This is a genomic window from Sphaerisporangium rhizosphaerae (assembly GCF_042665155.1).
GTDB lineage: Bacteria > Actinomycetota > Actinomycetes > Streptosporangiales > Streptosporangiaceae > Sphaerisporangium > Sphaerisporangium rhizosphaerae.
Genome location: NZ_JBHTCG010000009.1, coordinates 210,220 through 228,210, shown reverse-complemented (window position 1 = coordinate 228,210; position 17,991 = coordinate 210,220). Strand labels below are relative to the sequence as shown.

The 17,991-nt window shown below is 71.4% G+C and carries 12 protein-coding genes; 8 read left to right on the top strand and 4 right to left on the bottom strand.

The annotated features are described in order from the left end of the window. Nucleotides 1-105 precede the first annotated feature (105 nt). Nucleotides 106-669 (bottom strand): DUF4352 domain-containing protein, encoded by a 564-nt coding sequence (locus tag ACFQSB_RS16450; RefSeq protein WP_380827379.1) that lies wholly within the window; start codon nt 667-669, stop codon nt 106-108. Between the two features lie 188 nt (nt 670-857). Between ACFQSB_RS16450 and ACFQSB_RS16445 the strand changes: the two genes are divergently transcribed. From ACFQSB_RS16445 to ACFQSB_RS16435, 3 genes are read left to right on the top strand one after another with little or no spacing between them, the layout of a single operon-like run. After that, a complete protein-coding gene (locus tag ACFQSB_RS16445; protein ID WP_380827378.1) occupies nt 858-1,694 on the top strand; it encodes an ABC transporter substrate-binding protein in 837 nt (278 codons plus the stop codon). Between the two features lie 4 nt (nt 1,695-1,698). After that, a complete protein-coding gene (locus ACFQSB_RS16440) occupies nt 1,699-2,550 on the top strand; it encodes an amino acid ABC transporter permease (protein WP_380827376.1) in 852 nt (283 codons plus the stop codon). Between the two features lie 5 nt (nt 2,551-2,555). Further along, nucleotides 2,556-3,347 carry an amino acid ABC transporter ATP-binding protein gene (locus tag ACFQSB_RS16435; RefSeq protein ID WP_380827375.1) on the top strand — a complete coding sequence of 264 codons (792 nt, stop codon included), beginning with the start codon at nt 2,556-2,558 and terminating at the stop codon, nt 3,345-3,347. 243 nt (nt 3,348-3,590) lie between these two features. On the opposite strand, the gene ACFQSB_RS16430 is transcribed toward ACFQSB_RS16435, so the two are convergent. After that, nucleotides 3,591-4,010 carry a PaaI family thioesterase gene (locus tag ACFQSB_RS16430; protein WP_354919301.1) on the bottom strand — a complete coding sequence of 140 codons (420 nt, stop codon included), beginning with the start codon at nt 4,008-4,010 and terminating at the stop codon, nt 3,591-3,593. Between the two features lie 71 nt (nt 4,011-4,081). Here ACFQSB_RS16430 and polA point away from each other — a divergent pair, with 71 nt between their 5' ends. Next, complete coding sequence (gene polA, locus ACFQSB_RS16425) at nt 4,082-6,784, top strand: DNA polymerase I (RefSeq protein ID WP_380827373.1); 2,703 nt, start codon at nt 4,082-4,084, stop codon at nt 6,782-6,784. An 18-nt stretch (nt 6,785-6,802) separates the two neighbouring features. Here polA and ACFQSB_RS16420 read toward each other — a convergent pair whose 3' ends face one another. Continuing rightward, nucleotides 6,803-7,603, bottom strand: coding sequence for a DUF2127 domain-containing protein (locus ACFQSB_RS16420; RefSeq protein WP_354846086.1), 801 nt, complete (start codon nt 7,601-7,603; stop codon nt 6,803-6,805). Between the two features lie 71 nt (nt 7,604-7,674). Here ACFQSB_RS16420 and ACFQSB_RS16415 point away from each other — a divergent pair, with 71 nt between their 5' ends. The 4 genes from ACFQSB_RS16415 (at nt 7,675) to coaE (ending at nt 11,981) form a co-directional block, all read left to right on the top strand. After that, a complete protein-coding gene (locus ACFQSB_RS16415; RefSeq protein WP_380827371.1) occupies nt 7,675-8,787 on the top strand; it encodes a polysaccharide deacetylase family protein in 1,113 nt (370 codons plus the stop codon). Between the two features lie 222 nt (nt 8,788-9,009). Next, entirely contained in the window at nt 9,010-10,491 is a 1,482-nt protein-coding gene (gene rpsA / locus ACFQSB_RS16410; protein WP_354846091.1) for a 30S ribosomal protein S1, read from the top strand. A 404-nt stretch (nt 10,492-10,895) separates the two neighbouring features. Then, on the top strand, nt 10,896-11,354 hold the full coding sequence (locus ACFQSB_RS16405; RefSeq protein ID WP_380827370.1) for a GNAT family N-acetyltransferase: 459 nt from the start codon (nt 10,896-10,898) through the stop codon (nt 11,352-11,354). 21 nt (nt 11,355-11,375) lie between these two features. Continuing rightward, a complete protein-coding gene (gene coaE, locus ACFQSB_RS16400) occupies nt 11,376-11,981 on the top strand; it encodes a dephospho-CoA kinase (protein ID WP_354846097.1) in 606 nt (201 codons plus the stop codon). A 39-nt stretch (nt 11,982-12,020) separates the two neighbouring features. On the opposite strand, the gene ACFQSB_RS16395 is transcribed toward coaE, so the two are convergent. Further along, nucleotides 12,021-17,837: a WD40 domain-containing protein gene (locus ACFQSB_RS16395; RefSeq protein ID WP_380827368.1), complete on the bottom strand. Its 5,817-nt coding sequence runs from the start codon at nt 17,835-17,837 to the stop codon at nt 12,021-12,023. Nucleotides 17,838-17,991: the final 154 nt, after the last annotated feature.

The following is a 17,991-nucleotide window of genomic DNA, read 5'->3' as shown; positions in this document are numbered from 1 at the left end:
TTCTGAGCGGCCCGGCCGGACGCCTTCGGCCGGGCCGTCGCGCGTCCCGGCGCGGCGACGCGTCCGCGTGCAGCGACGCGTCCAGGCTCGGTGACGCGCCCAGGCTCAGCGGATCGTCACCTCGACGCCCTTGGACTTGCCGATGACGCCGAGCGGAGGCTCGCCGAACAACCGCATCTTGGTGATCTCGGCGTCCTTGGGCACGTCGAACCACAGGTCGAACTCCATGCGCACGAAACTGCCGACCACCAGCTCGAAGGGCTGGCGCTTGGTGGTCTGGGCGGCCAGGTCGATGTGGAAGGAGCGGCCGTCGGAGGCGATCGCCAGCTGCTGGCGGGCGTCGAACTGCTGGTTGCTCCGGTCGATGCTCTCGACGAGGACGCGGATGCGGACGTACTGCCCCTTGGCCGGCCACTCGGCGTGACTGCCCACCAGGCTGGCCATGCCGTCGCGGAAAGCCAGGACGCGGAAGCGCATCAGGCCGTCCGTCACGACCGGGGCCTTGATGACCGTCTCGTCCGGCCGCGCGGTCTCGGCGGGGACGGCATACGTCGCGGACGGCGTCGGCGTCGGCTTGCCGGGGTCGCCGGAAGCGCTGGAGCAGCCGGTCAGGGACAGGGACATGGATGCGATGAGCGTGAAGCCCATCAGGAGGAGAGGCGCCCGCACGATCGAACACTAACCCTCCGATGATCCCGGAGCGCCAGGCGCGGTGATGTGTTGTGCGATCGTTTCTTTCCGGTAATACCCCTGGTGACCAGGTGCGGGACCATGGCCAGGGTTACGGTAACTTAACTTAACTCCGACATACAGCTAAAGAGGAGGACGTTGTGGTCTTTTGGTCCAGGCGTCGCCGTATGACATCAATCGGGGCGCTCGTCGTGGGCGCCGCGTGCCTTCTCTCCGCCTGCGGCGGCGGATCGGACACCGGTGCCACCGCCTCCAACGCGCCGGCCGGCAGTGCCCCGGCCGCCTCGGGGATCAAGCTGATCAACCCGGGCAAGCTCACCACGTGCACCAACCTGCCCTATGAGCCGTTCCAGTTCAAGCAGGGCGACAAGACGGTCGGCTTCGACGTCGACATCGTCGACCTGGCGGCCAAGAAGCTCGGCGTGACCCAGGACATCGTGGACATCGACTTCGCGGTGATCAAGAGTGGCGCGGCCCTGAACGCCGGCAAGTGCGACGTCGCCGCCGCCGGCATGACGATCACTCCCGAGCGTCAGAAGAACCTGTTGTTCTCCGACCCCTACTTCGACGCCACGCAGGCCCTGCTGGCCAAGAAGGGCACGGGCGCCAAGTCGCTGGAGGACGTCAAGGCCAAGAACCTCAAGCTCGGCGCGCAGGCCTCCACCACCGGCCTGGACTACGTCAAGGGCAAGGGCTTCGACCCGACCGAGTTCGCCGACTCGCCCAAGGAACTGCTCGGCCTGCAGTCCGGCCAGGCCGACGTGATCGTCCAGGACCTTCCCGTCGTGCTCACCTGGCTGAAGAAGCCCGAGATCGCCGCCAAGTTCGAGCTGATCGCCAGCCTCGACACCGGCGAGCAGTACGGCATCGGCATGAAGAAGGGCAACGACGCCCTCGCCAAGGTGATCAACGAGGAGATCGCCAAGGCCAAGTCCGACGGCACCTACGAGCAGATCTTCGTCAAGTGGTTCGGCAAGAAGCCCGGCGAGCTCGGAGCCTCCTGATTCCATGACCGACCAGCCCATCACGGCCGAGTCGGCCGGACCCGCCGGGCCCGCGCCCGGCGGGTCGCGGCTCAGCCCCCGGAAGAAGCAGCGGATCAGCCGCGGCGTCCAGTACGTCATCCTGATCCTCGCGCTCGTCGCAGTCGTGCTCCTGACCAACTGGAAGAACCTCGCCGAGAACTTCGCCAGGTTCGATGTGGCGGCGCAGGCGTTCCCCGAGCTCTTCACGGTCGCGCTCAAGAACACGATCATCTACACCGTCGGCGGCTTCGTCTTCGGCTCGCTGGGCGGGCTCCTGCTCGCGCTCATGCGGCTGTCCTCGGTGCGCCCGTACCGGTGGATCGCGATCATCTACATCGAGATCTTCCGCGGTCTCCCCGCGCTGCTGATCTTCTTGCTCGTGTTCTTCCTGCCGTCCGCCTTCCCCGGCTTCGAGGTTCCGGGCGGCACGTACGGCCAGGGCATCCTGGGCCTGACGATCGTCAGCGCGGCCTACATGGCCGAGACCCTGCGAGCCGGCCTGCAGGCCGTGCCCAAGGGGCAGATGGAGGCCGCGCGCTCGCTGGGGATGTCCCACGGGCGGGCGATGGTCACGGTGGTCATCCCGCAGGCGATCCGCATCGTCATCCCGCCGACGACCAACCAGTTCGTGGCGCTGCTCAAGGACTCCTCGCTGGTGTTGTTCCTCGGCGTGACCAGTCAGTACGTCGAGCTGACCAAGTTCGGCAACGACCTGGCGTCCACAACGGCCAACGCCACGCCCATCATGGTGGTGGGCCTGACGTACCTGCTGGTCACGATCCCGCTCGGGTACCTGGCGGGACGCCTTGAGAAGCGTCAGGCGAAGGGGCGGTGACGGCGATGGCGCACGCGGTCGAGATCAAGGACCTGCACAAGTCCTTCGGCGAACTCGAGGTGCTCAAGGGCATCGACTTCACGGTCGACCAGGGCCAGGTCGTCTGCATCATCGGCCCGTCGGGGTCGGGCAAGTCGACGCTGCTGAGGTGCGTCAACCTGCTGGAGCAACCCAGCAAGGGCACGGTCCGCGTCGGCGGGGTCGAGCTGACCGACCTCGACGTCGACATCGACGCGGCGCGGCGCAGGCTCGGCATGGTGTTCCAGTCGTTCAACCTGTTCCCGCACATGTCGGTGCTGCAGAACGTCATGATCGCCCAGCGGCGGGTGCTCAAGCGGGGCAAGGGCGACGCCGAGCGCATCGCCCGCGACAACCTGGAGAAGGTCGGCGTCGCCGACAAGTGCGACGCCTTCCCGCCGCAGCTGTCGGGCGGCCAGCAGCAGCGCGTGGCGATCGCCCGGGCGCTCGCCATGGACCCCGACCTGATGCTGTTCGACGAGCCGACCTCCGCGCTGGACCCCGAGCTGGTGGGGGACGTGCTGTCGGTCATGCGCAAACTCGCCCGCGACGGCATGACGATGCTGGTGGTCACGCACGAGATGAGCTTCGCGCGGGAGGTCGCCGACCGCGTGGTGTTCATGGACGGCGGGGTGGTCGTCGAGGAGGGGCCGCCGGAGCAGGTGATCGGCGCTCCGCGGCACGAGCGCACGCGCACCTTCCTCAGGCGGGTGCTCGACCCGACGCATTCGGACGACGACGTGTCCGGCGCCGGCGAGACCTCGGCGCAGGCCCGCTGAGGCCGTCACGACGGGCGCACCGGCCCCCGCGCGGCTTCTCGGCCGCCGGGGGCCGTTTCAGGTCCACAGGGCGCCCTCGGGGACGCAAGGAGCCCGCGGGTGGTCTTTGGGGCCATGTAGGGCTTCCCCGGCCGCACACGTTGTCTACTCGACCACCCACGGGCTCTGGCGTCACAACGCTAGCGAGCTATGAGGCTCCCGTGCAAAGAGAGTGGCAAATCGCAGCGTGATACGAGAGGAATGTCACGTGGCGTCACGGAGCATGCAGGTGAGGCGCGAGGTGCAGACCCGGCGTCCCTGCTCGTCGGTGATCTCGATGTCGTAGGTCGCGATGGTGCGCCCGCCATGCAGGCGCGTGGCGACCCCGGTGACGTGGCCGGAGGTGGCCGACCGGTGGTGGGTGGCGTTGATCTCGACGCCGACGGCCCGGCGGCCGGGGCCGGCGTGCACGGCGGCGCCGGTGGAACCGATGGTCTCGGCCAGCACGCAGGAGGCCCCGCCGTGGAGCAGCCCGTACGGCTGGGTGTTGCCCTCGACGGGCATGCGCGCGACCACACGCTCGGCGCTGACCTCCAGGAACTCGATGCCCATGGAGCTGATCAAGGCGCCCTTGTGGTCACCGTCGTACACCGCGTCCAGGCGGGCCTGGTCCTCGGGCTTCATCATGGTCAAAGGGAGGCCTCCACTTGCACTGCCGGCCGTGTTCTGTCGTACATGGAGACTAGGCTGCGGGTGTGCCGAAGAAGGAACCGACCCCCTCACGCCCCTGCCTGCTCCTGCTGGACGGGCACTCGCTCGCGTACCGCGCGTTCTACGCGCTGAAGGACGCGAATCTCATGACGACCGAGGGCCAGCACACCGAGGCGGTGTACGGCTTCACCTCGATGCTGATCAACGTCCTTCGCGACGAGCGGCCGACCCACGTCGTCGTCTGCTTCGACAGGTCCGAGCCCACCTTCCGGCACGAGGCGTACGAGCAGTACAAGGCCAACCGGCAGGAGACGCCGGAGGACTTCCGCGGCCAGGTCAGCCTGATCTTCGAGGTGCTCGACGCGCTGCGCCTCCCCCACCTCTCGCTCGCCGGGTACGAGGCCGACGACCTCATCGCGACCCTCGCCCACCGGGCCGCCGAGCGCGACATGAACGTGCTCATCGTCACCGGCGACCGCGACGCCCTGCAGCTCGTCAACGACCGCATCACGCTGCTGATGACCCGCCGCGGCATCAGCGACATGACCCGCTTCGACCCCGACGCCGTCGTGGAGAAGTACGGCCTGACCCCCACGCAATATCCCGACTTCGCCGCGCTGCGCGGCGACCCCAGCGACAACCTGCCCAACATCCCCGGCGTGGGCGAGAAGACCGCCGCCAAGTGGGTCAAGGAGTTCGGCTCGCTCACCGAGCTGGTCGACCGGGTCGACGAGGTCAAGGGCAAGGTCGGCGACAAGCTCCGCGAGCACCTCGGGCAGGTCATCCACAACCGCCAGCTCACCGAGCTGCGCCGCGACGTCCCGCTGGACGTCGACGTGGCCGACCTCAAGATGGGCACCTGGGATCGCGACGAGATCCACAAGCTGTTCGACACGCTGCAGTTCCGCGTCCTGCGCGACCGGCTCTACCAGAGCATCGGCACCCCCGAGCCCGAGGCCGAGTCCGGCTTCGAGGTCGAGGTGGCGGCGCTCGGCGCGGGCGAGGTCGAGGCGTGGCTGGCCGCCATGCCCGAGGGGCGCGCGGGGCTGGCGGTCAAGGGCGCCTACGGCAGCGGCACGGGCACCATCGAGGGGCTGGCCATCGCCGTGCCCACCGACGGCGAGGGGCGGCAGCGCGCCGCCTATCTCGACCTGAGCGCCCTCACCCAGGCCGACGAGAACGCGCTGGGCCGGTGGCTGGCCGACGAGTCGCGGCCCAAGGCCCTGCACGACGCCAAGGGCCCGCTGCTGGCCCTGTGGGCGCACGGGCTCGACCTGCGCGGTCTCACCTGCGACACCGCTCTGGCCGCCTACCTGGCGATGCCCGGGCAGCGCTCGTTCCCGCTGGACGACCTGGTGCTGCGCTACCTCCACCGCGAGCTGCGCGCCGAGGCCGACACCGGCGGCCAGGCGGCGCTGTTCGACGACCCCGCCGACAACGCGGGGGAGGAGCTCGCCGTCCGCGCCCAAGCCGTGCGTGACCTCGCCGAGGCCCTGGAGGCCCATCTCGCGCCCCGGGGCGGCACCCGCCTGATGCAGGAGGTCGAGCTGCCGCTGGTGCGGGTGCTCGCCGAGCTCGAGCGGGCCGGCATCGCCGCCGACCGCGACTACTTCACCGGGCTGGAGGCCGAGTTCGGCGCCGCGGTCAAGCAGGCCGTCGAGGAGGCCCACCGCGTCGTCGGCGAGCAGTTCAACCTGGGCTCGCCCAAGCAGCTCCAGGAGATCCTGTTCGTCAAGCTCGGACTGCCCAAGACCAAGAAGATCAAGACCGGCTACACCACCGACGCCGACGCGCTGGCCGCCCTGGCCACCCAGACCGACAACGAGCTGCCGACGATCCTGCTGCGCCACCGCGACCAGACCAAGCTGCGCACCACCGTCGAGGGCCTGATCAAGGAGGTCGGCGACGACGGGCGCATCCACACCTACTACAACCAGATCATCGCGGCCACCGGGCGCCTGTCGTCGGAGAAGCCCAATCTGCAGAACATCCCCATCCGCACCGCCGAGGGCCGCCGCATCCGCCAGGGCTTCGTGGTCGGCGAGGGGTACGAAAGCCTGCTGACGGCCGACTACAGCCAGATCGAGCTGCGCATCATGGCCCACCTGTCGCAGGACGAGGCGCTCATCGCCGCCTTCGAGTCCGGGCACGACTTCCACCAGGCGACCGCCGCCCGGGTGTTCGACATCCCGCCCGAGCAGGTCGACGGCGAGCTGCGCGCCCGCATCAAGGCGATGAACTACGGCCTGGCCTACGGCCTGTCCGACTTCGGGCTCGCCGGCCAGCTCACCATCCCGGTCGCCGAGGCCCGCGCGCTCAAGGAGGAGTACTTCGAGGAGTTCGGCGGCGTGCGCGACTACCTCGGCGCGATCGTCGCCCAGGCCCGTCACGACGGCTACACCGAGACCATCCTCGGCCGCCGCCGCTACCTGCCCGACCTGACCAGCGACAACCGCCAGCGCCGCGAGATGGCCGAGCGCATGGCGCTCAACGCCCCGATCCAGGGGTCGGCCGCCGACATCATCAAGGTGGCCATGCTGAACGTGCAGCGGGCCCTGCGCGAGCAGGGGCTGCGGTCCCGCATGCTGCTGCAGGTCCACGACGAGCTGGTGTTCGAGGTGGCCCCGGGCGAGATGGAGCCGCTGCGCGAGCTGGTCGTCGGCCAGATGTGCGACGCCTACCACCTGCGCGTCCCGCTGGACGTCTCGGTCGGCACCGGCCGCACCTGGCAAGACGCCGGCCACTGACGCCACCCGCGCCGGGGTTCAGTCGGCGGTGGCCGGGGCGTGGTGGTGGCGGTGGCCTGAGAGCGTGGCTTCGAGGGTGGCGGTCTCTACTTCGAGCAGGCTCGTCTCGTGTCGTTCGGCCTCGTGGGCGGCGCGGCCGCCGCGCAGGCCGAACAGCCGCTTGGACAGCAGGATGTACAGCACGGCCGCCAGGTTGACCAGCAGGATGACGACCCTCAGCCAGGTGACCTTCTCGACCAGCTCGTAGACCTCGACCGGGACGAACAGCGACGTCGCCACCACCGCGAAGTACTCGCCCCAGCGCTTGAGCAGCCACAGCCCGACGCCCTCGGTCATCAGCAGCGCCCCGAAGACCAGCAGGCCGAGTCCGATCCACGTCAGTGTGCGGGTCTCGGCGGCCAGCACAGTGCGTAGTGTGTGCACGACGCCCGACTCCTCCAGGTTCCAGCCCAGCTTGTCGGCCAGCGGCTGGAGCAGGGGCAGGTCCTCGTCGAAGGCCAGGCCGATCGCGTTCTGGTGGGCGCGGAACCGCCAGATGCCGAACGCCGCCCCGAGCACCAGCAGGCCCTTGGCCCATCGGAAGACGGCGAGCAGCCGCAGGATCGTGGCGTCGCGCAGCGCCTTGCCGCGCAGCACGATGGGCGCGTCCGCGGCGGGCCCGGAGCCGTGCGGCTCGCCGAGGGTGAAGTCGCCGCACCGGAGGCAGCGCCACGCCTCCCCGAGAGCGGTGTCGGCCCGCAGGCGCCCGCGCAGCGCCTCCTCGGTGGGGGCGTAGGTGACGTGCCCATGGCGGCCGCAGGCCCGCAGACTCCAGTTCACAAGCAAATTTCAACACATGCCCGGCGTGTGTGCTGGATCGCCACGAGGTCGATTGGTCTGTCCTAGGGTGAATGCCGACCAGCCGCCCGATCCAGGAGAACACCGTGCGGAGCACGCCCGGCCTGACCACCGTCATCGGCATCGTGAACGTCGGGGTGATGATCGTCGCCGTGGTGGCGCTGCTCGTCCTGCCGTTCGGTGGCGGGTCGCCCGAGCCAAGGCGCGCGGCCCCCTCGCCGTCCGCCTCCGCGGCCCCGGCCAGCCCCGCGCCGGTGGCGGCGGCGACCGTGGAGTCCGCCCGGAAGGTCAAGGCCAACGAGCTCGGCGCGATACCGGTGATCATGTACCACCGCATCCTGAAGAAGCGCCGGGCCTCCATCGACCGCACCCCCGCCCAGTTGCGCAAGGAGCTGGAGCGGCTGGCCGCGGACGGCTACGTGCCGATCACGGCGGCGGAGTTCGCGGCCGGGCTGATCGACCTGCCGGCCGGCGCCCACCCGGTCGTGCTGACCTTCGACGACGGCCACCCCTCGCACTTCGCCCTGGACTCCTCGGGCACGCCGAAGAAGGACACCGTCGTGCGCATCATCTACGACGTCGCCGCCCGGCATCCGGGCTTCCGGCCGGTGGCGACCTTCTGGGTGAACGACCACCCCTTCGGACTGGTCTCCCATGATCGCCAGGCGGCGGCGGTGCGCTGGCTGGTCGACCGCGGCTTCGAGGTGGCCAACCACACCTTCGGCCACCCCGATCTGCACCGGCTGTCCGGCAAGAAGGTGACCGAGGTGATCGCCCGCGAGGAGCGGCTGCTGACCGGGCTCGGCGCGCCCGCCTCCTCCACCTTCGCCCTGCCCTACGGCAGCAACCCCAAGAAGCGGGCGACGGCCCGCTCGGGGAAGTGGAAGGGCACCTCCTTCCACTTCCAGGCCGTCTTCCTGGCCGGGGCGGAGCCGGCGATTTCGCCCTACGCGAAGGCCTACGACCGGTACGACATCCCGCGAATCCAGTCAAACGGTAAAAAAGGGGAATGTCGCAAGTGGTGCTCGGAGTACTGGCTGGGGTGGCTCGACAAGCATCCTGATAGGCGATACACCTCCGACGGGGACCCGACACACGTCTCCATGCCACGTCGACTGGGGAGTAAGATCCTGGCAAAGCTCGACAGGGTGAAGATCGTTTACTAGGGGCTTGCGGGGTTATGCGGGTGAGCGCCGGATTGACCACGCCCGCGTACTCTCATATGCTGATCGCTGCGCTGTGGGCTCGCGTGCGCCTCGGACGGAGCGGGCTCGCGCTCGGTCATGTCGACCACGGGTCATCCCGACCATCCTCGGCTTGAGCGAAAAAGAGGGCCTGCCGCGCGTCCGCCACATCGACATCTGTCCGCGTTCGGAGCAATTCCACACATGACGAGCAGCACTGAGGCCACCTCGAGCACCCCGCAGGTAGCGGTCAACGACATCGGTTCCGAGGAGGCCTTCCTCGCCGCGATCGACGAGACCATCAAGTACTTCAACGACGGCGACATCGTCGAAGGCACCGTCGTCAAGGTCGATCGAGACGAGGTCTTGCTCGACATCGGCTACAAGACCGAGGGTGTCATCCCCTCGCGCGAGCTCTCGATCAAGCACGATGTCGACCCGGCCGAGGTCGTCGAGGTCGGAGAGCACGTCGAGGCCCTGGTCCTCCAGAAGGAGGACAAGGAAGGCCGGCTGATCCTCTCCAAGAAGCGCGCGCAGTACGAGCGCGCCTGGGGCACGATCGAGAAGATCAAGGACGAGGACGGCATCGTCACCGGCACGGTCATCGAGGTCGTCAAGGGCGGTCTGATCCTCGACATCGGGCTGCGCGGCTTCCTGCCGGCCTCCCTGGTCGAGATGCGCCGGGTCCGCGATCTGCAGCCGTATGTCGGCCGTGAGCTCGAGGCCAAGATCATAGAGCTGGACAAGAACCGCAACAACGTGGTTCTTTCCCGCCGTGCCTGGCTCGAGCAGACCCAGTCGGAGGTCCGCCAGACCTTCCTCAACACCCTGCAGAAGGGTCAGGTCCGCAAGGGCGTCGTCTCCTCGATCGTCAACTTCGGCGCATTCGTGGACCTCGGCGGCGTCGACGGTCTGGTCCACGTCTCCGAGCTGTCCTGGAAGCACATCGACCACCCCTCCGAGGTGGTCGAGGTCGGCCAGGAGGTCACCGTCGAGGTTCTCGACGTCGACATGGAGCGCGAGCGCGTCTCCCTCTCGCTCAAGGCGACGCAGGAAGACCCCTGGCAGCAGTTCGCCCGCACCCACCAGATCGGCCAGGTCGTTCCCGGCCGGGTCACCAAGCTGGTGCCGTTCGGCGCGTTCGTCCGGGTCGAGGAGGGCATCGAGGGCCTGGTCCACATCTCCGAGCTGGCCGAGCGCCACGTCGAGATCCCCGAGCAGGTCGTCCAGGTCGGCGACGAGATCTTCGTGAAGATCATCGACATCGACCTCGACCGTCGGCGCATCTCGCTGTCGCTCAAGCAGGCCAACGAGGGCGCGATGGGCGCTGACGTCGAGTTCGACCCCACGCTGTACGGCATGGCGGCGACCTACGACGACCAGGGCAACTACATCTACCCCGACGGTTTCGACCCCGAGACCGGCGAGTGGCTCGAGGGTTACGAGAAGCAGCGCGAGGAGTGGGAGCGGCAGTACGCCGAGGCCCAGACCCGCTTCGAGGCCCACAAGACGCAGGTCGAGAAGGCTCGCGCCGACGAGGCCGAGGCCGCGGGGCCGTCGTCCTACTCCGGTGAGACGCCTCCCTCGTCCTCTTCCAGCAGTGGCTCGGCTCCGGCCGCGGGCGCCCTGGCCTCCGACGAGGCCCTGGCGGCTCTGCGGGAGAAGCTGGCGGGTGGCCAGAGCTGACGCTCTGAACGACCGCTGACGGCGAGGAAAGGGCCCCACTCCGGTGGGGCCCTTTTCGCGTCCCAGAACCCCCGCGCGGGCGCTGTGCGGCCCGGCGCGGCCCCTGTGCGCGGCCCCTGTGCGCGGCCCCTGTGCGCGGCCCCTGTGCGCGGCCCCTGTGCGCGGCCCCTGTGCCTCCCTGCGCGGCCCTGCGTGCCGCCTGTACCTTCCTGTGCCTTCCCGCGCGGCCTGCGCCCCTGCGCGACCCTGCGCGCCGCCTTGCCTCCCTGTGCGTCCCTGTGCGGCCTGTGTGCTTCACCGGAGCCCGGACGTGCTCCCCGACGACGATTCCCCACGAACCCGGACTGTCGCCCTTTCCGCGCCGCCGAGGTGTGGCCGTCCGGGCGCGGCCCTACAGTGGGCGGGTGACGCCGATCGAGCGGGCCCGGCCCGAGGACGCCGGGGAGATCCTCACCCTCCAGCGGGCCGCCTATGTGGTCGAGGCCCAGCTGTACGGAGACCCGTTCATCGCGCCGCTGGTGGAGTCGCTGGAGGGCCTGCGCGGGGCGATCGCGTCGGCGACGGTGCTCAAGGCTGTCGAGTCCGGCCGCATCGTCGGCTCGGTACGCGGCCGGCTCGGCGAGCGCAGCGGCCTCATCGGCCGGCTCGTGGTGGCCCCGGACCGGCAGGGGCAAGGGCTCGGCACCGCGCTGATGAAGGCCGTGGAGGGCGAGCTGAGCCCCCAGGTCGAGACGTTCGACCTGTTCACCGGCCATCTGTCGGAGGGCAACCTGCGCCTGTACCGCCGTCTCGGCTACCGCGAGACCTGGCGCGAGCGTGTCCACGAGCACCTGACCATGGTCCATATGCGCAAGCCCGCCTAGCGTTGGCTACGCTTTGCGTTCATGGTGAAGGTCGGGCTCACGGGCGGCATCGGGTCGGGCAAGAGCGAGGTCGCCCGGCGCCTGGCCGCGCGGGGCGCCGTGGTCATCGACGCCGACAAGATCGCGCGTGAGGTGGTCGAGCCCGGCACCAGCGGGCTCGCGCTCATCGAGGCGGCCTTCGGCCCGCAGGTCCTGCGCGAGGACGGCTCGCTCGACCGCGAGAAGCTCGGGCAGATCGTGTTCGCCGACTCCGGCAAGCTCGCGCGGCTGAACGAGATCGTGCATCCGAGGGTCGGCGAGCGGGTGGCCGAGTTGCAGCGCGCCGCGCCCGCCGACGCCGTCGTGGTCTACGACGTGCCGCTGCTGGCCGAGAACAACCTGGCACCGATGTACGACCTGGTCGTCGTGGTGGACGCCTCCGACCGGACGCGGCTGGCCCGGCTCACCGGCCTGCGCGGCATGGCCGAACAGGACGCCGTCGCCCGCATCAAGGCGCAGGCCACCCGGGAGGACCGGCTCAAGATCGCCGACATCGTCGTCCCGAACGAGGGCGACCTCGACGACCTCGACGCCCGGGTCGAGGAGGTCTGGGCCCGCATCCGGCGACACCGCACCGCCGACGCCTGACCAAGACGGCTCCGCCTCTTCGGGGGCCGGGTGCCAGGGTCAGAAGGGGGCGTCCAGGGCGATCTGCCGGACGGCGGGCAGGTACGGGTCCAGCTCGCCCGGGTCGAACCGGCACATGCCGATGACGTACCAGAACTGCCCGGTGACCTCTCCCTCGATCTTGTACCGGCCGTCCGGGCTGATCGCCGCCCACCCCTCCGGCAGCCCGAGGAGCGTGGCCCGCTGGGTCGGCACCTCCGCGGTCAGGTCCCACAGGATCACCACGCCGTCGTCGCCCGCGCTGGCGAGCACGTCGCCCGCGGGGGAGAACGCCACCGACCAGACGCGGCGGGTGTGGCCGACCAGGGTGTGCAGATGGCGCCCCGACGCGGCGTCCCACAGCCGCACGACCAGGTCGTCGCCCGCGGTGGCGAGCCGGGTGCCGTCCGGGCTGAAGTCCACCGTCCAGAGGCGCCCGGTGTGGCGTCTCAGCGTGTGCAGCGGGTCGGCCGCCCAGGCGCCGCCCTCGGCGCCGAGCCGCCAGACGCGGGCGGTGCCGTCGTTGCCCGCGCTGGCCAGCAGCCTTCCCGTGGGGTCGAACCGCACCGCGTACACCCGGTCGGTGTGCCCTTCGAGGGCGGCCAGCCGCGCGCCGGAATGCACATCCCACAACCTCACCACGCGGTCGTCGCATCCGGTGGCGACGGTGGCGCCGTCCGGGCTGAACGCGATCGAGCGCACCCGCCCGCGGTGCTCGGCGAGGTTGCCGACCTCCCGGCCCGAGGTGCGGTACCACAGCCGGACGCTGTCGTCGTCGTTGGCGGTGGCGAGGATCTCGCCGTCCGGGCTGAACGCCTCGGCCCAGACGTGGTCGGTCTCGACGTTGAGCTCGCGCTCGAAGGTGCCCGCCGCCACGTTCCACAGGTAGACGCCGCCGTCGTTGCTCGCGGTGGCGAGCAACGGACCGGCCGGGCTGAAGATCGCCGAGATGAGCCGGTCGGCGGCGCCGGTCAGCTCGCGCAGCCGGCGTCCGGTGCGCGGGTCCCACAGCCGGACGTACCCGTCGTTGCCGCAGGTGGCAAGCATGGTGCCGTCGGCGCTGAACCGTGCGGCGGTGATGCGGCGCCCGTGGCCGCGCAGCGTCTGGCGGCACTGGCCGGTCTCGGGGTCCCACAGGCGCGCGGTGCCGTCGTTGCTCGCGGTGGCGAGCTGCCGGCCGTCCGGGCGGAAGACGAACGGCCACACCGACCCGCGGTGGCCCGCGAGCTCGGCGCGCTGGCGGCCGGTCTCCGGCTCCCACATGCGCACCACACCGTTGCTGTCACCCGTGGCGAGCGTGTCACCGCCGGGGCCGAAGAGCACCTGGTAGACCGCGCCGGAGTGGCTCGGCAGCGCGCCCTGCGGCCGCCCGCGGCGCGGATCCCACAGGCGGACGGCGCCGGAGGTGTCGCCGGAGACCAGCAGGTCCCCAGAGGGGTGGAAGTCCAGGGCATAGACCCGGCCGGTGTGGCCGCGCAGATCGTGCAGCAGATCGCCGCTCGCCGGATCCCAGATCTTGACCGCTCCGGTGTGGTCGCCCGCGGCCAGCAGGCGGCCGTCCGGGCTGAGCGCGAGACGGTAGACCGTGCCTTGGTGGCCGGTGAGCCGGTGGCTGAGCCGCCCGGTGGCGAGGTCCCAGACGCGGATGGCGCCCCCCGCGTCGCCGGTCACGAGCCTGCCGGGCAGGAAGACCGCGGTGTAGACGGGGGTGGTGTGCCCGGGGAGCGAGGCCACCGGCTCACCGGTGGCCGCCGACCACACGTTCATCACGCCGTCGGCGCCGCCCGCGGCCACCAGCTCGCCGGACGGGCTGAGCACGACCGGCCAGACCCCTTCGGCGTGCCCGGTGATGACCAGGCGCTCGGCCCCCGTGGAGGGGTCCCAGATGCGGATGGTGCCGTCCGCGGCGCCCGTGACGAGCATCCCCGGCCCGTACGCCACCTTGTACACCCGCCCCCGGTGACCGTGCAGTGTGCGCAGCGGTGATCCGCTGACGCTGTCGCACACCAGCACCCCGCCGTCCTCGCTGCCGAAGGCGAGCAGCCCGCCGTCGGGGCTGTAGGCCACCGGCTCCGGCAGCCGGCTGCTCTGGAAGTGGTAGCCGTAGGGCACGCCGACGAGCGGGGGCGCCAGCTCGGGCGTCACGGGGTGGCCCGGGGCGATGGCGGCGCCGCGCAGGGCGGGGGCGGCCGCCAACGCGGGGGAGGCGGTGACGTCGATCAGCGCCGCGCGGTCCCAGCGGCCGCCGTCGGTGGCGACGTCGCGCAGGTCGGCCCGGGGGAGCCGGGCGCGGGTCAGGTCGGCGCCCCGCAGGTCGGCGCCCGCGAGGACGGCCTCGTCGAGCCGCGCGCCGTTGAGGCGGGCGTCGCGCAGGATCGCGCGGGTCAGGTTGGCGCCCACGAGCTGGGCGTCGGTTAGGTCGGCGCCGCTGAGGTCCACCCCCGCGAAGTCGCGGTAGGACAGGTCTTCGCCGTGCAGCCGCGCGCCCCGCAGGTCGGTCCTGGCGGGCGTGCGCAGTCTGGTGGTGATCTTGATGGCGTTGGCGCGCGCGGTGTCGTCGGCCGCGGGGTCGGCGAGCGTGCGGGCCGCCCACGCCTGGAGCCGGCCGGTGTCGGCCAGGTCGCACAGGAAGTCGACCATCAGCGCCGACAGCGGGCGCAGCGCGAGGTGCTCGCCGAGCGTGCGCGCGATGTGGCAGGCCACCATCCACTCCATCACCGAGGAGTGGATGAAGCCGAACAGCCCCTCGTCGGTGCGGACGAGCAGGCTGCCGGTGCCCATCGCGTGCGCGGTCTGGCCGGCCGGCAGGCGGCCGCCGGCCGGCTCGGCGAGCGTCTCGGCGACCTCGGCGAGCTCGGACGGCCGCAGGTAGGACTCGCCGTTCTCCCACAGGCGCAGCGCCAGCGTGGTCGCCGCCCGCCGCAGCTCCTCGGCGCTCAGCCCGCCCGGCGCGCCGGGCACGTGCGTGCGCCGCTCCTCGAACAGCAGCCAGTTGTCCAGGATCTCCGAGTACAGGCCGGCGGCGCTGATGGCCTCGCCCGCCTGGGCCACCGCGCGCAGCCGCTCGTCGGGCAGGTCGGCGATGAAGCTCAGCATGCGGGGGTTCTGCGCGAGGTCGAGCAGGTCGGAGATGCCGGTCAGCAGGCTCATGCGGTCGGCGGCGGCCCGCTCGTCCCCGCCGTACCGGTTGGCGAGATAGGCGCGCACCTGCGCGGGGGTGAACTCCTCGACGCTGAGCACCCGCCGGTGCGGCAGCGTGCCGACCCGCTCGCCCAGCGCGGTCAGCACCTGGGCGTGCGACTTGAAGTGCTGGGTGCGGCTGGCCACCACGATCTTGGCCTTGTCCTCGGCGGCCTGCAGCAGCGTGTCGAGGTGGTCGGCCGCGCGCTCGTAGGTGACCCGGGTGACCAGCTCGTCGAACCCGTCGAACAGCAGCACGATGCGGCCCTGGCGCAGCATGTAGTGGAAGGCCTTGAGGTCGATGAGCTCCTCGCCGTGGTTGGCCAGGTGCGCGGCCACCAGCCCGTCCACCGAATGCGCCTTGTCCAGCGCGCGCAGCTCGATGAGGATCGGCGTCAGGTGGGGCAGCTCGGCGGGGATCCTGCGCGCGACCTCCCGCAGGGCGAAGGTCTTGCCGCGCCCGAAGTCGCCGAGCAGCAGCACGAACCGGCCGTGGTCGGCGGCCAGCAGCCGCATCAGCTCGCCGGTGAGATCGTCGCGGACGCCGTGGCCGGCGCGGTCGACCTCGCGGTAGCGCTGCGCGACGTACAGGCCGGGGGGATAACGCCGGTCGCTCACCAGCCGCGCCGTCTGGTCGGCGACGTGGTCGGACAGGTCCAGCAGCCCCTGGAACTCGGTGAAGCTGCGCAGCCGCACGCCGCGCCGCAGGGCGTCGTCGCGGACGGCGCGCGAGGGGCCGGGCCCCTGGTACACCAGCTCGGAGCCGTGCTCCAGACCGGCGGCGTGCACCTGGCGCAGGAAGGCCGACACCTCCTCCTCGGAGACCGGGCCCGCGTGCGCGCCGATGAGCTGCTGGCGGACGAAACCGTCCTCGGCGACGGTGACCAGCAGGTGCGGCGGCTCGCCCGGCACCTTGCGGATCTTGGCCCGGTCGCTGCGCGTCTCGCACACCTCGGCGACGCGGTCCAGCAGCAGGCTCGACGGGCTCGCCTCGCGCTCGGGCTCGGCGCCGGAGTCCGGAGGGGCCTGCAAAGGGTCCAGGGCGGCCCGTTCGACGGCGCTCACCGGAGGGAAGGTGCCGTGCACGGAGCGCCGGTCGTAGGTGATCTCGTCCGGCGGGGAGATCTCCTCGCGGTCGCGCGCCCAGCGGCGGATGCCGTCGGGGGTGATCTCGATGATCTGGTGGCGCCCCGGCGCGAGGGACGGCACGCAGGGCAGCTCGCCGATGTGGCCCACCTCGTCGGGGCCGCCGCCGTGCAGCAGCAGGTTGAGCCGGGTGCCGAGCAGCCGTTCGAGTGTGCCCCGGTCGCGCAGGGCGGAGGGGGGATGGCCGACGGCCCCGACGCGCAGCCAGCCGGTCTCCTCGAACGGCCGCAGGCGCTCGGCGAACCAGGCGGCCTGGGCCTGCCCGATGTGGCCGTAGGCGTCCTCCTCGCGGTGGCTCATGGCCATGGTGGAGTTGAGCCCGGCGACCACGACCTTCAGTTCGGGGTCGGCGAACAGGCTCCAGGGCTGGGCACTGTCGAACTCGGGGTCGGCCAGCCCCTGGTAGAGGTCCTTGAACAGGCCGGAGTAGTGCCGCCACTTGGGCCAGTAGGGCGGTTCGGGCGCCACGTCGTCTGCCTCGCAGGTGGCGAAGTACGCCCGGCTCGCCGCCTTGGTGACGTCGCGGGGGCCGGGCACGATGACCAGCCTGCGCTGTTCGAGGCCGAGGAGCACGCGCAGCCCGGTCAGGAACGCGAGCGCCTCGCCGTACTCGCGGACGCTGCCCGACTCGGTGATGTCGCCGGTGACCAGCAGCAGGTCGGGACGGGGGACCCCGGCGTCGGCCAGGCGCGTCAGATCGGCCCACACGCTGGACTGAAGCTCGCCGGCGCCGAGCGGCTCGTCCGCCTCGGCGAGCCCGCGCCCGAAGCGCGGCCCGGCGACGTGCAGCACCGTGACCGCCTGGCGTTCGCGCCGGACGGGCGCCGCCGCCGGGAACGCGGGCGGGGTCACGGGCGTCCTGCGCCGGTGCCGCGCGCCCGGCGTCTCCCCGCCCTCGCCCGGGACGCGGCTCACGGCGTCCGGGCCCGGAAGCGGCACGCCGATCGCGGCGCCGGCCGCCGGGTGGGGAACGCCGATGGCGCCCTGGTGGGCGGGACGCCCGCCGGCCGCGTCCCGCACCAGGGTGCCGGGGATGGTCTTGGCCGGTCCGCCGGGGAAGCCGGGCTGCTCGGCGGGCTTGGCCCGGCCCGCCAGCGTGTGCCGGATGCGGTCGAGCAGCAGCGACCTGGCCTGCCCGGCCTCGGTCACGCCGACCAGGTCGACCCACGTGATCGTCGACAGCAGCCCTTCGAGCGGGCACTCCTCGACGCGGATCGTCACCAGCCGGTTGCCGGGGTTGTCGGGGTCGGCGCGGAAGGCGGTGAGCCACTCCTGCCGTCCGAAGCGGGACCCGAGGTAGTTGTTGGACAGCACCGCCACCATCAGCTTGGCCTGGCTGACGCCACGGTCCATGAAGTCGACGAAGTTGGTGCCCGGGACGAAGTCCCACGCCTGGAGCATGGTGCGGTATCCGGCGGTCTCCAGCTGCCAGGCGATCCAGCCCGCCCACCGCTCGTCGGCGGGGGAGTAGCTGACGAAGATGTCGATCCGCGCGCCGTCGCCACCGTCCATGCGGACTCCCATCGCTCGCCTGCGCCACCCGGCGTGACCCCCGGCGTGACCGCCCTGTGCTCGACGCCCTTTCCCGCGCTCGCCCCGGCGTGCCTCCCGGCTCGCCGCGACGGCCCGTCCGCGTCGCCCGTCGGTCCCGCCCGTCAGTACGGCT